Genomic DNA, 15,196 nt, shown 5'->3' with positions numbered 1-15,196 from the left:
TCGGCGAGCGCAAAAAGCTGATCGAAGCAGTGCACTGGACATCGTGTGTCCTTGAGTTCGAGCGCGTCCCATCGTGCTGCAGGACCCGGCACCCGCTCGCTCAGGTGCCTTCTCCATCCTCAGGATTCTGCAAGTCGCGGCACTGGGCATGGCGTTCGCCCACCTGCGCCAGTGCGCCAGGAAATCCCAAGGCGTAGGCATCCAGTTCGATCCAGGCAGGGTTGAGCGTCTCCACCAACTGCCGCCGCCAGGCATGCGGCCAGGCGCGAAGTTGCGTGGCGCGGGCCTGGGCAGCTGCCAGATCGGTGCAGGCCTCGAACCACACCAGCAGCAGCGGCATCACGCGCTCCCTGGGCAAGCTGGCTTCCTGCTGCACGATGATACGCCGGCGCGTGTCGCTGATTGCGCCCAGACCACTTGCCACGTCGATGTAAAACGCCTCCCGCCGCGCATGCGCCAGCAGGTAAACCACCGATGGGCCATGAAACAAGCTATCCCAGTCGGCATGCTCAAGCGCCGCGAATTCCGATCTCACCGGAGAGCGCGTGTCAGCCATCTTCGCTACCTCCATCTTCGCCATGCACCATGGGCCAACCCGAGCGCGACCATTGCGATGTTGGCATAGTGCAATTGCAGGCTAGCAAAGACGCGGCGATCTCGCTCGATACGTATTGGGATGCGCATTAGCGCGGCCGTGTCTGGGCCGATCAGAGTGCGTGTGCCTACTGGCGCAAGTATCGGCCCGGCATGCCGCCGACTGCTTGCCGATGCGTGCCGTGCAGATGCCGAACAGGTCACTCGCTCCTGTTCGGCTTCCGTCACGCCATCAATCGTCACACCCGGCCGAACACCAATGCCCCGTTGGTACCGCCGAAGCCGAAGCTGTTGGACATCACCGTGTTCAACGTTGCGGCACGCGTTTCACGCAGGATCGGGAAGCCTTCCGCGCGCGGGTCGAGCTCATCGATATGCGCCGAGCCGGCCATGAAGCCATCGCGCAGCATCAGCAGGCTGTAGATCGCCTCGTGCACGCTGGCCGCGCCCAACGAATGGCCGGACAGCGCCTTGGTCGAGGACAACGGCGGTACGTTGTCGCCGAATACTTCGCGCACCGCGCCCAGTTCGGTGACATCGCCCAGTGGGGTGGAGGTGCCGTGGGTGTTGAGATAATCGATCGGCTGGCTGAGGCCTTGCATGGCCATGTGCATGCAGCGCACCGCGCCTTCGCCGCTGGGCGCGACCATGTCCGCGCCATCGGAGGTCACGCCATAGCCGAGCAGTTCGGCATGGATGCGTGCGCCGCGCGCGATGGCGTGGTCGTAGTCTTCCAGCACCAGCATGCCGCCGCCGCTACCGATGACGAAGCCATCGCGCTGCGCATCGTACGGGCGCGAGGCGACCGCAGGACGATCGTTGAAGCCGGTCGACAACGCGCCCATCGCATCGAACATCACGCTCATGGTCCAGTGCAATTCTTCACCGCCGCCGGCGAACATCACATCCTGCGCGCCATGCCGGATCAGATCCGCAGCCGCGCCAATGCAATGCGCCGAGGTCGCACACGCTGCCGATAGCGAGTAGCTCAGGCCGCGAATCTTGAACGCGGTGGCCAACGATGCAGACACTGCGGAACACATCGTGCGCGGCACCATGTATGGGCCCACCTTGCGCACGCCACGGTTGCGCAGCAGATCGGCAGTTTCCACCTGCCACTGGCTGGAACCGCCACCGGAGCCGGCGATCACGCCGGTACGCAATGCGCTGACCTGTTCGGCATCCAGCCCGGCATCGGCGATCGCATCGCGCATCGCCAGATAGGCATACGCCGAGGCATCGCCCATGAAGCGCTTGAGCTTGCGGTCGATCAGGCTGTCCAGGTCCAGCGCCACCGCGCCGCCCACCTGGCTGCGCAGGCCGGCTTCGGCGTGATCGGGCAATGCGGTGATGCCCGAGCGGCTCTCGCGCAGTGCAGTGGAGACGGTGTCCAGATCATTGCCCAGACACGAATTGATGCCCATTCCGGTGACGACGACACGGCGCATCAGAAATTCTCCGTTGAAGTGAACATGCCTACGCGCAGGTCTTTGGCAGTGTAGATCTCGCGCCCGTCCACCAGCATGCGCGCATCGGTCTGCGCCATCACCAGCTTGCGGTTGATCACGCGGCTGACATCGATCTCGTAGCTCACCAGGGTGGCGCTCGGCAGCACCTGGCCGGTGAACTTGACCTCGCCGCAACCCAGCGCGCGGCCGCGACCCGGCGCGCCGATCCAGGTGAGGAAGAAGCCGGTCAGCTGCCACATCGCATCCAGGCCCAGGCAGCCGGGCATCACCGGGTCGCCGATGAAGTGGCAGCCGAAGAACCACAGGTCCGGGCGGACATCGAGTTCTGCGCGGATCACGCCCTTGCCGTGTGCGCCGCCGGTGTCGTTGATCTCGGTGATGCGGTCGAACATCAGCATCGGGTCGTTGGGCAGGCGGGCACTGTCGGGTCCGAACAATTCCCCACGCGCGCTGGCCAGCAATTGGTCACGCGAGTACGCACTTTGACGAGTCATGACGAACGTTTCCTGCAAGAAGCGATAAGGCGAAGCCGGCAAGCGTGCATGAGGGCGCGCGGTTCAATCAAACGTTTTATCCGTACGCATGCGTGCTGTGTTTAACCGGTTGCGCGGTGCGGCAAGCGGTCTGTGCAGGCCGGATCAAGGCGTGAGACGCGGCTGATTTATCATGTGCTGACGCTTTTGGAGAGACGCCAGCTTGATGCGCAAGATCGTGCACGTGGACATGGATGCGTTCTACGCGTCCGTGGAGCAACGTGACGATCCATCGCTGCGCGGCAAGCCGGTGGTGGTGGCCTGGCGCGGTGCGCGCTCGGTGGTGTGCGCAGCCTCGTATGAGGCGCGTACCTTCGGTATTCGTTCGGCCATGCCGGCGATGCGTGCCGAGCGTCTATGCCCGGATGCGGTGTTCGTGCCGCCGGATTTTGCGCGTTACAAGGCGGTGTCGCGGCAGGTGCGCGAGATCTTCCATCGGCATACCGATCTGGTCGAGCCGTTGTCGCTGGACGAAGCCTATCTGGATGTCACGCAAGCCAAGACCGGCATGCAACTGGCCACCGAAATCGCGCAACTGATCCGCACCCAGATCCGCGAGGAAACCCAGCTCACTGCATCGGCCGGCATCGCGCCGAACAAATTCCTGGCCAAGATCGCTTCGGACTGGCGCAAGCCCGACGGGCAGTTCGTCATCGCGCCCAGTCGTGTGGATGCGTTCCTGCTGCCGCTGCCGGTCAATCGTATTCCCGGCGTGGGCAAGGTGATGGATGGCAAGCTGGCGGCGTTGGGTATCGTCACCGTCAGCGATCTGCGGCTGCGTCCCCTGGAAGAATTGCAGGCGCATTTCGGCAGCTTCGGGCAGAGCCTGTATCGCCGCGCGCGTGGCATCGACGAGCGTCCGGTCGAGCCGGATCAGGAGGTGCAGTCGGTGTCCTCGGAAGACACCTTCAGCGAAGATATCGCGCTGGAGGCGCTGGATCCGCACATCCTGCGCCTGGCCGAAAAAACCTGGCTCGCCACGCGGCGCACCGAGCGTATCGGGCGCACCGTGGTGCTGAAATTGAAGACCTCGAACTTTCGCATTCTGACCCGCTCGTACACGCCGGAGCAGCCACCGGCCTCACTGGAGGCACTGGCCGAGATTGCATTGGCGCTGACCCGGCGCGTGGAGTTGCCTGCCGACACGCGCTATCGCCTGGTCGGTGTGGGCTTGAGTGGTTTCAGCGATGCGGAAGAGGGGGCGGTGCAGGGCGAGTTGTTCGGCGAGGTGCCGCAGGCGCAGTGAGTGCGATGCGTCATGTCTGCAGTGCTTCGCCTTAGCGTATGGCATACGACGATGACCGCAGCCGCGTCTGCATCGACACAGCATCGACACTTCGCATCGCGTCACGGTGACACGCTCTGAATCCTGCACTTCGTACACTGCGCCTCGCTCCCCTACACAAGGCAGTCCGCATGTATCCGTATCCACTGGTGATTTTCGACCTGGATGGCACGCTGGTGGACAGCGCACCGAATATCGCCGAAGCACTCAACGCCACCTTGCAGGAACTTGGGCTGCAGCAGTTCAGCGAGGCGACGATCCGCAGCTGGATCGGCGAAGGGGTGCACGTGCTGCTTGCCACCGCCTTGCGCGAAGCCGGCGGCACGCACGATGCCGATACCGAAATGCCGGTGATGATGCGGCACTACGCAGCCTGCCTGCTGCACAACCCGCAGCTGTATCCCGGTGTTGCCGAGGCACTTGCAGGCTTGCGCGAGGCCGGCGCCACGCTGGCGTTGTGCACCAACAAGCCGTCGCGCTTTATCGCGCCGCTGCTGGAGCACCTGGGCATCGCGACGCATTTCAGCACGGTGCTCGGTGGCGATTCATTGCCGCAGCGCAAGCCCGATCCAGCGCCGCTGCTGCACCTGGCCAACCAGTTCCGGCACACCCCGCAGCAGTGCCTGATGGTGGGCGATTCGGCCACCGATGCGGCCGCCGCAACTGCCGCTGCAATGCCGTTGGCGATGGTGCGCTACGGCTATTTGCGTGGGTTCGATGTAGAGACCTCCGGCGCGGTGGCCATTGTCGATGACATGCGCGAACTGCTTGCGTTGAAGTAGCGCGCAGCAGCGCAACCGCAGGTCGACCATTTGAGAATGAATCGCATCTGTGTAGAATGCGCGGACAATCTTGACTGCGTTGTAGCGCCTTGCACGTACCCAGTGCACGTTGCACGCATCACCCCCACCGTGTCACCTCAAGCCGTCGCCAGAGGTCTATCTCCTGTCGAGAGGTTTGAGAATGTCCGCATCACGCCGGTCATGGATGTCTGTGCCTGCACGCCGTCCCGTGTTGTCCCACCGTCAGCTGGTGCTGGCCATTGCGCTCGGTTGTAGCAGCTGCATTTGCAGCGCATCTGCCGAAGACACAGCAGCCGATCCGCAGTCGCTGGACACCGTGCACGTCACCGCCGCACAGATCGCCCGGCAAGCGTTGGGTTCGTCGGTGATCACGGCCGAAGACATCGAGCGGCGCCCGCCGGTCAACGACCTGTCGCAGCTGCTGCGCACCATGCCGGGCGTCAATTTGACCGGCAACAGTGCCTCTGGCCAGTACGGCAATAACCGCCAGATCGATCTGCGCGGTATGGGCCCGGAAAACACGCTGATTCTGGTCGATGGCAAGCCGGTGGGATCGCGCGATGCGGTGCGCATGGGCCGCAGCGGCGAGCGCAATACGCGTGGCGACACCAACTGGGTGCCGGCCGAAGCGGTGGAGCGCATCGAAGTGCTGCGTGGTCCGGCTGCGGCACGCTATGGCTCGGGTGCCTCCGGTGGTGTGGTCAACATCATCACCAAAAAGCCGACCGGCGATCTGACCGGCTCGATGACGGTGTTCGGTCTTGTGCCGCAGCACAGTGCCGAAGGCGGCGGCCAGCGCGCGGGATTCCAGCTCAGCGGCCCGCTGTCCGACACGTTCTCGTTCCGTCTCTACGGCAACCTCAACAAAACCGATCCGGATGCGCTGGATCTCAATCGCCGCTTCGCCAGCAACGCTGCCGCAGTGCCACCGGCCGGGCGCGAGGGCGTGCGCAACAAGGACATCAACGGCCTGCTGCGTTGGGATCCGATGGAAGGCCAGGTGGTCGAACTCGATGCCGGTTTCAGCCGCCAGGGCAATCTGTACGCGGGCGATCGCGCGGTCAGTGCCGACGGCCTGGCCGGCGCGGATCTCAGCGCCTTGTTCGGCAGCGAAACCAATACCATGATCCGCCGCACCGCATCGCTGACCCATCGCGGCACCTGGGCGCTGGGCACCTCGCGCCTCACCGCTGCCTATGAAGGCACCGACAACACCCGCCTCAACGAAGGCCTGGCCGGCGGGCCGGAAGGCTCCATCGCCGCCGGTCTGCTCAACTCCACCGCCACGCTCGATAACCTCAACATCGATGGCGAATTCAACATGCCGTTGCAGGCCTGGGCCGAACAGGTGCTCACGCTGGGCTTCGAGCGCCGCCAGAGCCGCCTCAGCGATGCCTATTCGATGTCGCAGGCCGTCACCGCCGGCGGTGGCTTCCCCGGTCTGGCCGCAGGCGCACGCAGTCCGCGCAGCGAAGCCACGCTCAGCGCGGTCTATCTGGAAGACAACATCTACGCCACCGAGCGGCTGACGCTCACGCCGGGCCTGCGGCTGGATCACCACAGCCAGTTCGGCAACAACCTCAGCCCCAGCCTCAACGTGCAATACAAACTCACCGAGGACTGGTTGCTCAAGGGCGGCATCGCGCGCGCGTTCAAGGCGCCAAACTTGTATCAGTCCAACGCCAATTATCTGTATTACACGCGCGGCAATGGCTGCCCGGTGCTGTTCCCCAATCTCGGCTCGGGCTGCTACATCCAGGGCAACGACAACCTCGATCCGGAGACCAGCATCAACAAGGAGATCGGCATCGAGTGGGCACCGCAAACCGGCCACCACGCCTCGCTGACGTACTTCCATAACGCCTACGACGACAAGATCGTCGCCGGTATGACGCCGGTCGGTATCACGGTCGACAGACGTGGGCAGGTGTTCCAGTGGACCAACGCATCGGAAGCGATCGTGCAGGGCGTGGAGGGCAATCTCACCCTGCCGCTGCTGGGCGAGCAGGGCCGCGTGCTGAAGTGGAACACCAACGTCACCTACATGATCGAGAACAAGAACACCGCCACCGATCAGCCGCTGTCGGTGATTCCGGAATACACGGTCAACACCACGCTGGATTGGCAACCGACCCAGGCGCTGTCGCTGCTGCTCACCGGCACCTTCTACGGCAAGCAGGAATCGGCCACCCAATCGAGCACCAGCGGCGGCGCCATCGCTGCTGATACGCGCGACCCCTACGATCTGTGGGGCATCAGTGCGCGTTACCGCATCACCCGCAAGATCAGCGTGGGGATGGGCGTGGACAACCTATTCGATACGCGCCTGTTCCGCGAAGGCACCAACAACACCGGCGGTGCGGCGGGTGCGGCCACCTACAACGAACCGGGTCGCGCGTATTGGGCGAGCTTGAGTTTCGGCTTCTAAATGGCGATGCAGCGCCGCGTACAAACGTGCGCGGCGCATGAGGAGAGCATGCAGTGATGCGACATCATCGTTGGCGGCTTGCGTGCGCCGGTTTGCTGATGTGGATCGTCGGTATAGCACCTGCGTTCGCGCAGCCGGATCTGACTCGCACGCTCGGCAGCACCGTTGCCGATCGTCCCAGCGCCTCGTATGGCTTCAGCGCGTTGCGTCTGGACTCGGCCGATGCCCAACGCCATTACCGCGTACGGATTGCCACACCCAAGGCAGCGCCGCCCGCTGCGGGATATCCGGTGGTGTATCTGCTGGATGGCAATGCGGCATTGATGGAACTGGATGAGCGCCTGCTTGATAGCCTGTCCACGCACGGCGCTGCACCGGTGCTGGTGTTCATCGCCGACGACAGTGCGCTGCGCATCGACGCGGTCGGACGCAGTCTGGATTACACGCCTGCGCGTTTTACCGATGGCCGTGTGGAAACCGATCCGCTGAATCCGCAGCGTAGGACCGGCGGCGCGGCCGCATTCGCGCAACTGATCGCCACACGCATTCGCCCGCAGGTGGAAGCGCGCGTGTCGGTGGATCCTCAGCGGCAAACGCTATGGGGCCATTCGTATGGCGGGCTGTTCGTGCTGCAGATGTTGTTGACGCAGCCGCAGCTGTTTCAACACTACGTCGCGGTCGATCCATCGCTGTGGTGGGGCGATGGGTTTATCGTCCAGCAGGCGCGGCGCGTGGTGGATCAGGCACAAGCAGCTTCTGCAGACATGCAGCCATCGAAGCGTCGTCTGACGCTGATGGCAGGCGAGGGCAGGCCACCGGGACAAGATGCAGCACCAGATCGCCCCGGGCGGCCGCGTGCAGATCCACACGCTGCACAGAATCTCGTCACGCTGTTGTCGTCGTTACCCGGCCTCACCGCCGAGTACCAACCGCTACCCGGCCTTAGCCATGGTCAGACGCTGGGTGCATCGCTTGCGCCAACGTTACGGGATGCAGCGACGCGTTGATGACGCCATCTAGCGATCGATCGAAGATTGATCGCTAGAGAAAACCAACAATCACGCTGCTGCCGATCGCATCACCATCGCCACGTGCACGCAGCTGCTGCAACCCGGCACAGACGCTCAATCGTCGTGCGTCTCGCCTGTTGCCGCATCGTCATCGGCTGCCTCACGCATCTCGCCATGCGTATCGTCGTTATCGGCCCGCGCGTAGTGCACGGTCTCCACCGGCCCACCCACCGCGCGCCCACGCACCGGCAGCAAGGCGCTGGCCGCTTCGTACTCGGCCAGCAAGGCATGCCGCCGCGCTTCGGGCACTTCCTGCCAATGGCAGTCGGTCAACGCGCCTTCCAGCGAATACAGCAGATTGAGGCTGGGCTTGAAGCCGGCGCGGCGCACTTTGACGAACGCGCCCACCGCCCCCACCGCCTGCAGATCCTCCTGCGTGCGCAAGCCTACCTGACGCAGCCACGCCGCACTTTTCGGGCCGATGTTGCGCAGCCGTTCGGTGGTCACGTCAGCGCGCCGACAAAGACCTGCGCAATGGCTTCCAGGCCGCGCTGGTCGTCGGCATCGAAGCGATCCAGCTCCGGGCTGTCCAGATCCAGCACGCCGATCAGCGCATCGCCCTTGACCAGCGGAATAACCAGCTCCGAGCGCGACGCCGAATCGCAGGCGATATGCCCTGGGAAGGCCTCCACATCGGCGATGCGCTGGCTCTGCCGGGTGCTGGCGGCCGCGCCGCACGCGCCCTTGTCCAGCGGGATGCGCACGCAGGCCGGCAAGCCCTGAAACGGCCCCACCACCAGCTCGCGGCCGTCGTAAAAGTAGAAGCCGGCCCAGTTGAGCGACGGCAACGCGTTGAAGATCAGGGCGGCCAGGTTGGCCGCATTGGCGATCCGATCCGGCTCGCCATGCACCAGTGCCTGGGCCTGGGCGGTGAGCTGGGCGTATTGTTCCGGCTTGCTGCCGGTCAGCGAAGAAGTTGTGAACATGGCCGAAGTCTAGCAGCGGCCATCCGCAGGGTCGTTGCGACTCAGCGTTCCGTTCGGATCCGCACGCTATGCTGCGCGCCCTCACTGCAACCGCGGCGTGGCCGCAGGAACCAAACGCATGCAGCTTTCGGCGTTCTATGTCACCGGCACCGACACCGGCATCGGCAAGACCATGGGCAGCACCGCGTTGCTGCACGCATTGCGCGCACGCGGGCACACCGCCGTGGGCATGAAGCCCGTCGCCAGCGGCTGCGAGCAAACCGCGCACGGCTGGCGCAACGAGGACGCCCTGGCGCTGCAGGCCGCCAGCGACCCGCAACCCGACTACGCCACCCTCAATCCCTATGCCTTGCCGGCCCCACTGGCGCCGGAGCTGGCTGCGGCCGATGTCGGCGTCACCCTGTCGCTGGAGCCGATCGCCCGCGCCTTCGCGCAATTGCGCGCGCAGGCCGAGGTGGTGGTGGTCGAAGGCGTCGGCGGCTGGGCCGCGCCGCTGAGCGCCGATCTGGACCAGGCCGATCTGGTCCGCGCACTCAAGCTGCCCGTCGTGCTGGTGGTCGGCGTGCGGCTGGGCTGCATCAATCACGCGCGCCTGACTGCCGCCGCCATCGCCGCCGATGGGCTGGAGTGCATCGGCTGGATCGCCAACGAAATCGATCCGCAGATGGAGCGCATCGAAGAGAACATCGACATGCTGCGCCAGCGCCTGACGATGCCGTGCTTGGGCCGGATCGCATGGCGTCCGGGTGCCGACGCTGCAACCCAGGCCAAGGGGCTGCAGCTGCCGCAGTGAGGTGGGGGCAATCAGGCGGGTAGCTATCTCAGGATGGCGAGAGAGAGCACGCCATCACAAGAAATATGTTTCGTTTATTTCGGATATCCGGCATTTCGTTTATGCTGGACCCCGTTTCCGTTGCACCAGCGTGCTCACATGTCGAACATTGCTCCGTCCAAGATGGTCCTGCCTGTCGAGCGCGAGGTCGCCGCTGCAGTGCAAGGCCAACGCGCCTTGGCGGCCTACCTTGCCACCAGCTTCGAAACCCAGCGCATCCAGATCTTCGACGACCAAAACCAGGCCCATCAGGTGGAATTGCCCACCTCCGCACTGCGTCTGCTGATGGATATCCTGGCCGAGCTCGCCGATGGCAATGCGGTGCAGGTGGTGCCCATCCACGCCGAGTTGACCACCCAGGAAGCTGCCGATCTGCTGAACGTTTCCCGGCCGCATATGGTCAAGTTGATGGAAGAGGGCGCGCTGGCGTTCCACCGCACCGGCAGACATCGCCGAGTGCGTTTTGCCGACCTGATGCAGTTCAAGCGCGAACGTGAGCGCGCCAGTGAGCAGGCCATGCAGGAACTGGCCACGCAGGCCCAGGAGCTGGCGCTGGGATATCAGTGAGGCATTCGCCGTTCACTGCAGTCTACGATGCGTGCGTGCTTTACCCGGCGCCGCTCCGGGACTTGTTGATGTGGCTTGGACTATCGGGCAGGTTCCGTGCGCGCTGGAGCGTGCAGATTCACCAGGAATGGAAGCGCAATTTATTGCTCAACCGGCGCGACCTCACAGCAGAGCAGGTGGACCGTACCTCGGCGCTGATGGACCGAGCCATTCCGGATTGCCTAGTAAGTGGCTACGAACCGTTGATTGAGGCGCTGCATCTGCCCGATCCAAACGATCGCCACGTGCTGGCCGCTGCGATCCGCTGCAGCGCCAGCGTGATCGTCACCTTCAACCTGAAAGATTTCCCGTCCGCCACGCTCGCCCCCTTTGGGATCGAGGCGCAGCACCCGGACGAGTTCATTGAGAATCTGTTCGATCTGGACAAGGCGGCCGTTGTCTCTGCCGCTCAACGCCAGCGTGCACAGCTGTGCAATCCAGGGATGGACGTGGAGCGCTATCTGGAGGTGCTACTACGACAAGGACTCGTCCAGACCGTTAAAGCGTTGACCATTTACCGCACGGTTCTCTGACAGCCTGGTGGGCATCGCAAAGCGACACCGGCACGAAAAACCGTCGAGAGGCCGCGACTCTGTCTTGGTGACTGCATGGTCCGATGACTTGGGATAAGCCAGCGATCAGACAATAAAAAAGCCCGACAGAGGGAGGGATCTGTCGGGCCGGATTGCATGGGGGGAGGGACCCATGCAAAGACGCTGAATTTTGGTGGCGGTTACGTGCGCCGGGTCTTGCCTTTCGTTGCATGCTCGCTGTTGGTCTCGAACTGCTGCTTGGCCAGTTGGCCGAGCGCATCGGAGGCCTTCAAGCCCAGGCCGACCACTTCCTGATTGACCGACGCCAGACGTTCCAGGTTGTCGCGGGCCAGTTGCAGCCCCTTCGGCCAGAGCGTCTGGTAGGCGCCCAGGTCGCGTGCCTGTGCAAACTCACCGAAGAAGCTGGTGGTCGCGCTCACGTTTTGTTCCAAGGTCTTCAGCTGCAGGCCAAACGCGTTTTCTGCGTGTTCCATCGCCAACTGGTTGGCGCGTGCCGCTGCGGAAGCAAAACTGCTGAAGCCGTTTTCGAACTGCGCCGACATTGCGAACCCCTTGGGGAATGCTGTGACCGTTTGTTGCGTTGCAGCATACGCGGATATTGTTGCGATGCAACACGTTTGCTGAAAATTTCCAAAACGGCTTCAAAAACCTCTTGGAATCAATGCACTATCCAGGCCGCAGAAACGGCAAAGCCGCCCAGTAGGCGGCTTTGCGTCACACGATTGCGCCAGGCGATCAGCCGCGATAACGGCAGCCAGACGTGCAGGTTTCATGTACCACGATCTCGCTCAACTGCGGCAGCGCCGGCTTGAGCTGCTGCCAGATCCAGATCGCCAGACGCTCGCTGGTCGGGTTCTCCAATCCCTCGATGTCGTTGAGGTAGTGGTGGTCCAGGCGGTCGTAGATCGGCTTGAAGGCGGCCTTGATGTCGCCGAAATCCATGATCCAGCCGGTCTCGGCACCCGGCTCGCCGCTGACATGCAGCTCGATCCGGAAGGAATGCCCGTGCAAGCGGGCGCACTTGTGCCCGGGCGGCACATTGGGAAGCCGATGCGCGGCTTCGAGCGTAAAGACTTTGAAGATATCCATGCGCGCCATTGTAAGTGCGCCAGTGCTTTTCGGGCTGTGCCAATCGCTGCGAGACAGCCCATCTGCGAGCTCTTGAAGACAAGCAGCAGCACCGGTTGTTCTCGTTGTGCTCAATCGCCATACGCAGCGCACGACGTCCGACGCGCGTCTTACCGCGTCTGGCTGCCAGCGGGTGTCACAGCGCGTCATATCCCTATGCAGTTATGTAATTTTTGTTAATCAATCGCGCATGGCCCACTGCAAAACCCCCATTCATGGATGCCGTGCGTGAAGCGCCCTATGCCTTACCTGCTGTCCCTTGCCGTTCTCTCGGCGCTGATTCCCCTCGCTCATGCCGACGACGCGACACCCGACACGGGCAAGACCCTGGCCACCGTCAGCGTCACCGGCTCCAACATCAAGCGCACCGACAGCGAAGGCCCGAACCCGGTGCAGGTGATCGACCGCCAGCAGCTGGAGCAGTCCGGCAAGGTCACCGTGGCCGACGCACTGCGCTCGATCTCCGCCAACACCGGCAACGCCACCAACGAGACCACCAACAACGGGTGGGCCTCGGGCTCGGCGGGTATCGGCCTGCGCGGGCTGTCGCAGAAGAACACGTTGGTGCTGCTCAACGGACGCCGCCTGGCCAACTACGGCTTTCCTGCCAATGGCCTGGGCGACACCTTCGTCAACCTCAACGCGCTGCCGCTGGTGGCGGTGGAACGCATCGAAGTGCTCAAGGACGGCGCCTCTGCCGTGTACGGCTCCGATGCGGTGGCCGGGGTGGTCAACATCATCACCCGGCAGGATTTTCAGGGCGCCGAACTCGGCATCAGCGGCGGCACCTCCGATCAGGGCGGCATGGACACCCAGCGCGCCAAGTTCATCGGCGGCATCGGCGATCTGGACAGCGACGGCTACAACATCCTTTTCAGTTTCGACGCCTATAACCGCGACCGGCTGGATCAGGATCAGCGCGAACTGACCCGCTCAGGCATCTATACCGATCTGCCTGGCGGGCGCTGGAACGGCTGGTCGGCCAAGGGCGCGCGCTATCTGGTCGGCGGCCGCTCGGTGCCGATGCTAGATGCGCAAGGCAACTGCCCCACCGGCACGGTGCTCACCGCCAGCGCGCCGATCGACGGCCTGGCCGGCGACACCTGCGGCTTCAACCAGGCCCCGTTCACCACGCTGATCCCCTCGACCAAGCGCTATCAGGCCTACACCAACGCCACCTTCCGACTGAGCGACACCGTCGAAGCTTTTGGCGAGGCGCTCTACAGCGAGGTCAAGGGCGTGTCGATCTTCGGCTCCAGCCCGTACTTCACCCTGGAAGGCGGCCGCTTCGCCTTGAACGCCACCACCGGCCTGGCCGAGCCGGTGTCCAACCTGCTGCCGGCCTCCAGTCCGTACAACCCGTACGGCACCGCAGTGCCGATCGAATACACCTTCTTCGATTTGGGCCAGACGGTCAAAACCAATCGCTCGCAGTCCTACCGGTTTCTCGGCGGCGTGCGCGGCAAGACCGAACGCTGGGATTGGGAGGCGGCGGCGTTCGCCGCGCGCAGCACCGAGCACGAAACCGTGTCCGGTGGCTTCGCCAATCGCTTTACGTTGGCGCAGGCGCTGGCCGACGGCAGCTACAACCTGCTCGATCCATCGGCCACGCCGCAATCGGTGATCGACGGCATCAACCTCAGCACGCTGCGCCCGGCGCAATCGACGCTGCGCGGCGTCGATGCGAAAGTGTCCGGCAACCTGTTCGAGCTGCCGGCCGGCAGCGTCGGATTCGCCGCCGGTGCCGAATGGCGGCAGGAAGAATTGGTCTCGCGTAATCCGCTGCAGATCGATCAAGGCTTGCAGATCCGCCCCGCGATTGCCGCGGTGGACGGCGAGCGCAAGGTGTCGGCGCTGTATGCCGAGGTCAACCTGCCACTGCTGCAATCGCTGGAACTGCAACTGGCCGGGCGTGGCGATCATTACAGCGACTTCGGCAATGCGTTTTCGCCCAAGGCTAGCCTGCGTTGGCAGCCGCTCGACGCGTTGCTGGTGCGCGCGGCCGCCTCGCGTGGCTTTCGCGCACCGTCGCTGTCGGAGAATGCGGCCAGCACCAATATCTCCTACGGCTCGGTGGTCGATCCGTTCGATCCGGACGTGCCGGGCTCGCGCCAGAACCCGACCTTCTTCACCGTCGGCAACACCGAGCTCAATCCGGAGCGCACGCGCAGCTACAACCTTGGCGTGGTGCTGTCGCCGTGGGCCGACACCAGCCTGAGCGTGGACTGGTACAAGATCGAACTGGAGAATCTGGTCGGCACCGGCAACAACGCCACCATCGTGCAGAACAACGATCCGGCCGATGTCATCCGCAACGAGCGCGGCACGCTGGTGGCGGTGTACAACCGTTATCAAAACCTTAGCGAGCTGACCACCTCCGGTATCGATGTCGAATTGCGCCAGCGCTGGCGCACCGAAGCGGCCGGCAACTTCGGTCTCAATACCGCTTATACCCACGTGCGCGATTACCGCCGCCCCACCGTGGTCGGTGGCCCGTTGCAGGAGTACGCCGGCAGCAACCTCGGTCCCTCGTTGCCGCGCAACAAGGCGACCACCACGCTGGACTGGAATCTGGGCACCGTCAGTGCCGCGCTGACCTGGTACTACACCGGCGGCTATGACCAGAAGGCCAGCGCGGCAGCGAGTGCATTGCAGTCGCGCGTGAGCGACTACAACCAGTTCGATCTGTATCTGGGCTACACCGGCATCGACACCCTCACGCTCTACGCCAAGATCGAGAATCTGGCCGACAAGCAGCCGCCGGTGGATGCCTCGTTCCCCGGCATTCGCGCGCCGTACGACTTCACCCAGTACGACCTGCGTGGGCGCTATTTCACCGTGGGCCTGGACTATCGCTTCTGATCGGCGCTCGCACGGCCCGTGTGCGGCCGTGCGATGGTGGCTGTGTGCTCGCCAGCGCCCTGTATCAAACCAATCACCGTTTACCCCGGACACTTTATTCAAGGAA

The 15,196-nt window shown here is 63.9% G+C and carries 15 protein-coding genes; 8 read left to right on the top strand and 7 right to left on the bottom strand.

Going from position 1 to position 15,196, the window contains the following annotated elements:
- Positions 1–100: 100 nt before the first annotated feature.
- From AC1KVG_RS04225 to fabA, 3 genes are all read right to left on the bottom strand, one after another.
- A complete protein-coding gene (locus AC1KVG_RS04225) occupies positions 101–556 on the bottom strand; it encodes a GIY-YIG nuclease family protein (RefSeq protein WP_481093585.1) in 456 nt (151 codons plus the stop codon).
- 277 nt (positions 557–833) lie between these two features.
- A complete protein-coding gene (fabB, locus tag AC1KVG_RS04220) occupies positions 834–2,042 on the bottom strand; it encodes a beta-ketoacyl-ACP synthase I (RefSeq protein ID WP_104549312.1) in 1,209 nt (402 codons plus the stop codon).
- On the bottom strand, positions 2,042–2,557 hold the full coding sequence (gene fabA / locus AC1KVG_RS04215) for a 3-hydroxyacyl-[acyl-carrier-protein] dehydratase FabA (RefSeq protein ID WP_006450453.1): 516 nt from the start codon (positions 2,555–2,557) through the stop codon (positions 2,042–2,044). Before fabA ends, fabB begins: the two co-directional genes overlap by 1 nt.
- 205 nt (positions 2,558–2,762) lie before the next feature.
- On the opposite strand from fabA, the gene dinB reads away from it, so the two are divergent.
- The 4 genes from dinB to AC1KVG_RS04195 all read left to right on the top strand — a co-directional run bounded on the left by dinB (position 2,763) and on the right by AC1KVG_RS04195 (position 8,119).
- Complete coding sequence (dinB, locus tag AC1KVG_RS04210; protein WP_115039703.1) at positions 2,763–3,842, top strand: DNA polymerase IV; 1,080 nt, start codon at positions 2,763–2,765, stop codon at positions 3,840–3,842.
- A gap of 170 nt (positions 3,843–4,012) precedes the next feature.
- The gene (locus AC1KVG_RS04205; protein ID WP_481093584.1) at positions 4,013–4,663 is read left to right on the top strand and encodes a phosphoglycolate phosphatase; all 651 of its coding nucleotides are present in this window, start codon (positions 4,013–4,015) and stop codon (positions 4,661–4,663) included.
- 232 nt (positions 4,664–4,895) lie between these two features.
- A complete protein-coding gene (locus AC1KVG_RS04200) occupies positions 4,896–7,112 on the top strand; it encodes a TonB-dependent siderophore receptor (protein ID WP_481093630.1) in 2,217 nt (738 codons plus the stop codon).
- A 98-nt stretch (positions 7,113–7,210) separates the two neighbouring features.
- On the top strand, positions 7,211–8,119 hold the full coding sequence (locus AC1KVG_RS04195; RefSeq protein ID WP_481093629.1) for an alpha/beta hydrolase: 909 nt from the start codon (positions 7,211–7,213) through the stop codon (positions 8,117–8,119).
- A gap of 117 nt (positions 8,120–8,236) precedes the next feature.
- Here AC1KVG_RS04195 and AC1KVG_RS04190 read toward each other — a convergent pair whose 3' ends face one another.
- Both AC1KVG_RS04190 and AC1KVG_RS04185 read right to left on the bottom strand, forming a co-directional pair.
- Positions 8,237–8,629: a TfoX/Sxy family protein gene (locus AC1KVG_RS04190; RefSeq protein WP_481093583.1), complete on the bottom strand. Its 393-nt coding sequence runs from the start codon at positions 8,627–8,629 to the stop codon at positions 8,237–8,239.
- The gene (locus AC1KVG_RS04185; protein WP_481093582.1) at positions 8,626–9,108 is read right to left on the bottom strand and encodes a GAF domain-containing protein; all 483 of its coding nucleotides are present in this window, start codon (positions 9,106–9,108) and stop codon (positions 8,626–8,628) included. Before AC1KVG_RS04185 ends, AC1KVG_RS04190 begins: the two co-directional genes overlap by 4 nt.
- A 118-nt stretch (positions 9,109–9,226) precedes the next feature.
- On the opposite strand from AC1KVG_RS04185, the gene bioD reads away from it, so the two are divergent.
- From bioD to AC1KVG_RS04170, 3 genes are all read left to right on the top strand, one after another.
- Entirely contained in the window at positions 9,227–9,901 is a 675-nt protein-coding gene (bioD, locus tag AC1KVG_RS04180; RefSeq protein ID WP_481093581.1) for a dethiobiotin synthase, read from the top strand.
- A 138-nt stretch (positions 9,902–10,039) separates the two neighbouring features.
- Complete coding sequence (locus AC1KVG_RS04175) at positions 10,040–10,507, top strand: helix-turn-helix domain-containing protein (RefSeq protein ID WP_168957174.1); 468 nt, start codon at positions 10,040–10,042, stop codon at positions 10,505–10,507.
- Positions 10,504–11,079, top strand: a complete 576-nt coding sequence (locus AC1KVG_RS04170) for a PIN domain-containing protein (RefSeq protein ID WP_481093580.1) — start codon at positions 10,504–10,506, stop codon at positions 11,077–11,079. Before AC1KVG_RS04175 ends, AC1KVG_RS04170 begins: the two co-directional genes overlap by 4 nt.
- A 200-nt stretch (positions 11,080–11,279) precedes the next feature.
- Here the strand turns inward: AC1KVG_RS04170 and AC1KVG_RS04165 are convergent, their stop codons facing one another.
- Both AC1KVG_RS04165 and queD read right to left on the bottom strand, forming a co-directional pair.
- Positions 11,280–11,642 carry a phasin family protein gene (locus AC1KVG_RS04165; protein WP_481093579.1) on the bottom strand — a complete coding sequence of 121 codons (363 nt, stop codon included), beginning with the start codon at positions 11,640–11,642 and terminating at the stop codon, positions 11,280–11,282.
- A 193-nt stretch (positions 11,643–11,835) separates the two neighbouring features.
- Positions 11,836–12,189 (bottom strand): 6-carboxytetrahydropterin synthase QueD, encoded by a 354-nt coding sequence (gene queD / locus AC1KVG_RS04160; RefSeq protein WP_043888904.1) that lies wholly within the window; start codon positions 12,187–12,189, stop codon positions 11,836–11,838.
- 279 nt (positions 12,190–12,468) lie between these two features.
- Between queD and AC1KVG_RS04155 the strand changes: the two genes are divergently transcribed.
- On the top strand, positions 12,469–15,090 hold the full coding sequence (locus tag AC1KVG_RS04155) for a TonB-dependent receptor (protein ID WP_481093628.1): 2,622 nt from the start codon (positions 12,469–12,471) through the stop codon (positions 15,088–15,090).
- Positions 15,091–15,196 lie beyond the last annotated feature (106 nt).

The sequence above is a fragment of the Xanthomonas sp. NCPPB 3959 genome, assembly GCF_056675575.1.
Note: the sequence above shows the minus strand (reverse complement) of the source record. Positions and strands in the feature narration are given on the sequence as shown.

Coding starts and splice junctions, on each gene's coding strand:
- AC1KVG_RS04225 (WP_481093585.1), bottom strand. CDS start 556: ATGGCTGACACGCGCTCTCCGGTGAGATCGGAATTCGCGGCGCTTGAG.
- fabB (WP_104549312.1), bottom strand. CDS start 2,042: ATGCGCCGTGTCGTCGTCACCGGAATGGGCATCAATTCGTGTCTGGGC.
- fabA (WP_006450453.1), bottom strand. CDS start 2,557: ATGACTCGTCAAAGTGCGTACTCGCGTGACCAATTGCTGGCCAGCGCG.
- dinB (WP_115039703.1), top strand. CDS start 2,763: ATGCGCAAGATCGTGCACGTGGACATGGATGCGTTCTACGCGTCCGTG.
- AC1KVG_RS04205 (WP_481093584.1), top strand. CDS start 4,013: ATGTATCCGTATCCACTGGTGATTTTCGACCTGGATGGCACGCTGGTG.
- AC1KVG_RS04195 (WP_481093629.1), top strand. CDS start 7,211: ATGTGGATCGTCGGTATAGCACCTGCGTTCGCGCAGCCGGATCTGACT.
- AC1KVG_RS04185 (WP_481093582.1), bottom strand. CDS start 9,108: ATGTTCACAACTTCTTCGCTGACCGGCAGCAAGCCGGAACAATACGCC.
- bioD (WP_481093581.1), top strand. CDS start 9,227: ATGCAGCTTTCGGCGTTCTATGTCACCGGCACCGACACCGGCATCGGC.
- AC1KVG_RS04175 (WP_168957174.1), top strand. CDS start 10,040: ATGTCGAACATTGCTCCGTCCAAGATGGTCCTGCCTGTCGAGCGCGAG.
- AC1KVG_RS04165 (WP_481093579.1), bottom strand. CDS start 11,642: ATGTCGGCGCAGTTCGAAAACGGCTTCAGCAGTTTTGCTTCCGCAGCG.
- queD (WP_043888904.1), bottom strand. CDS start 12,189: ATGGATATCTTCAAAGTCTTTACGCTCGAAGCCGCGCATCGGCTTCCC.
- AC1KVG_RS04155 (WP_481093628.1), top strand. CDS start 12,469: ATGCCTTACCTGCTGTCCCTTGCCGTTCTCTCGGCGCTGATTCCCCTC.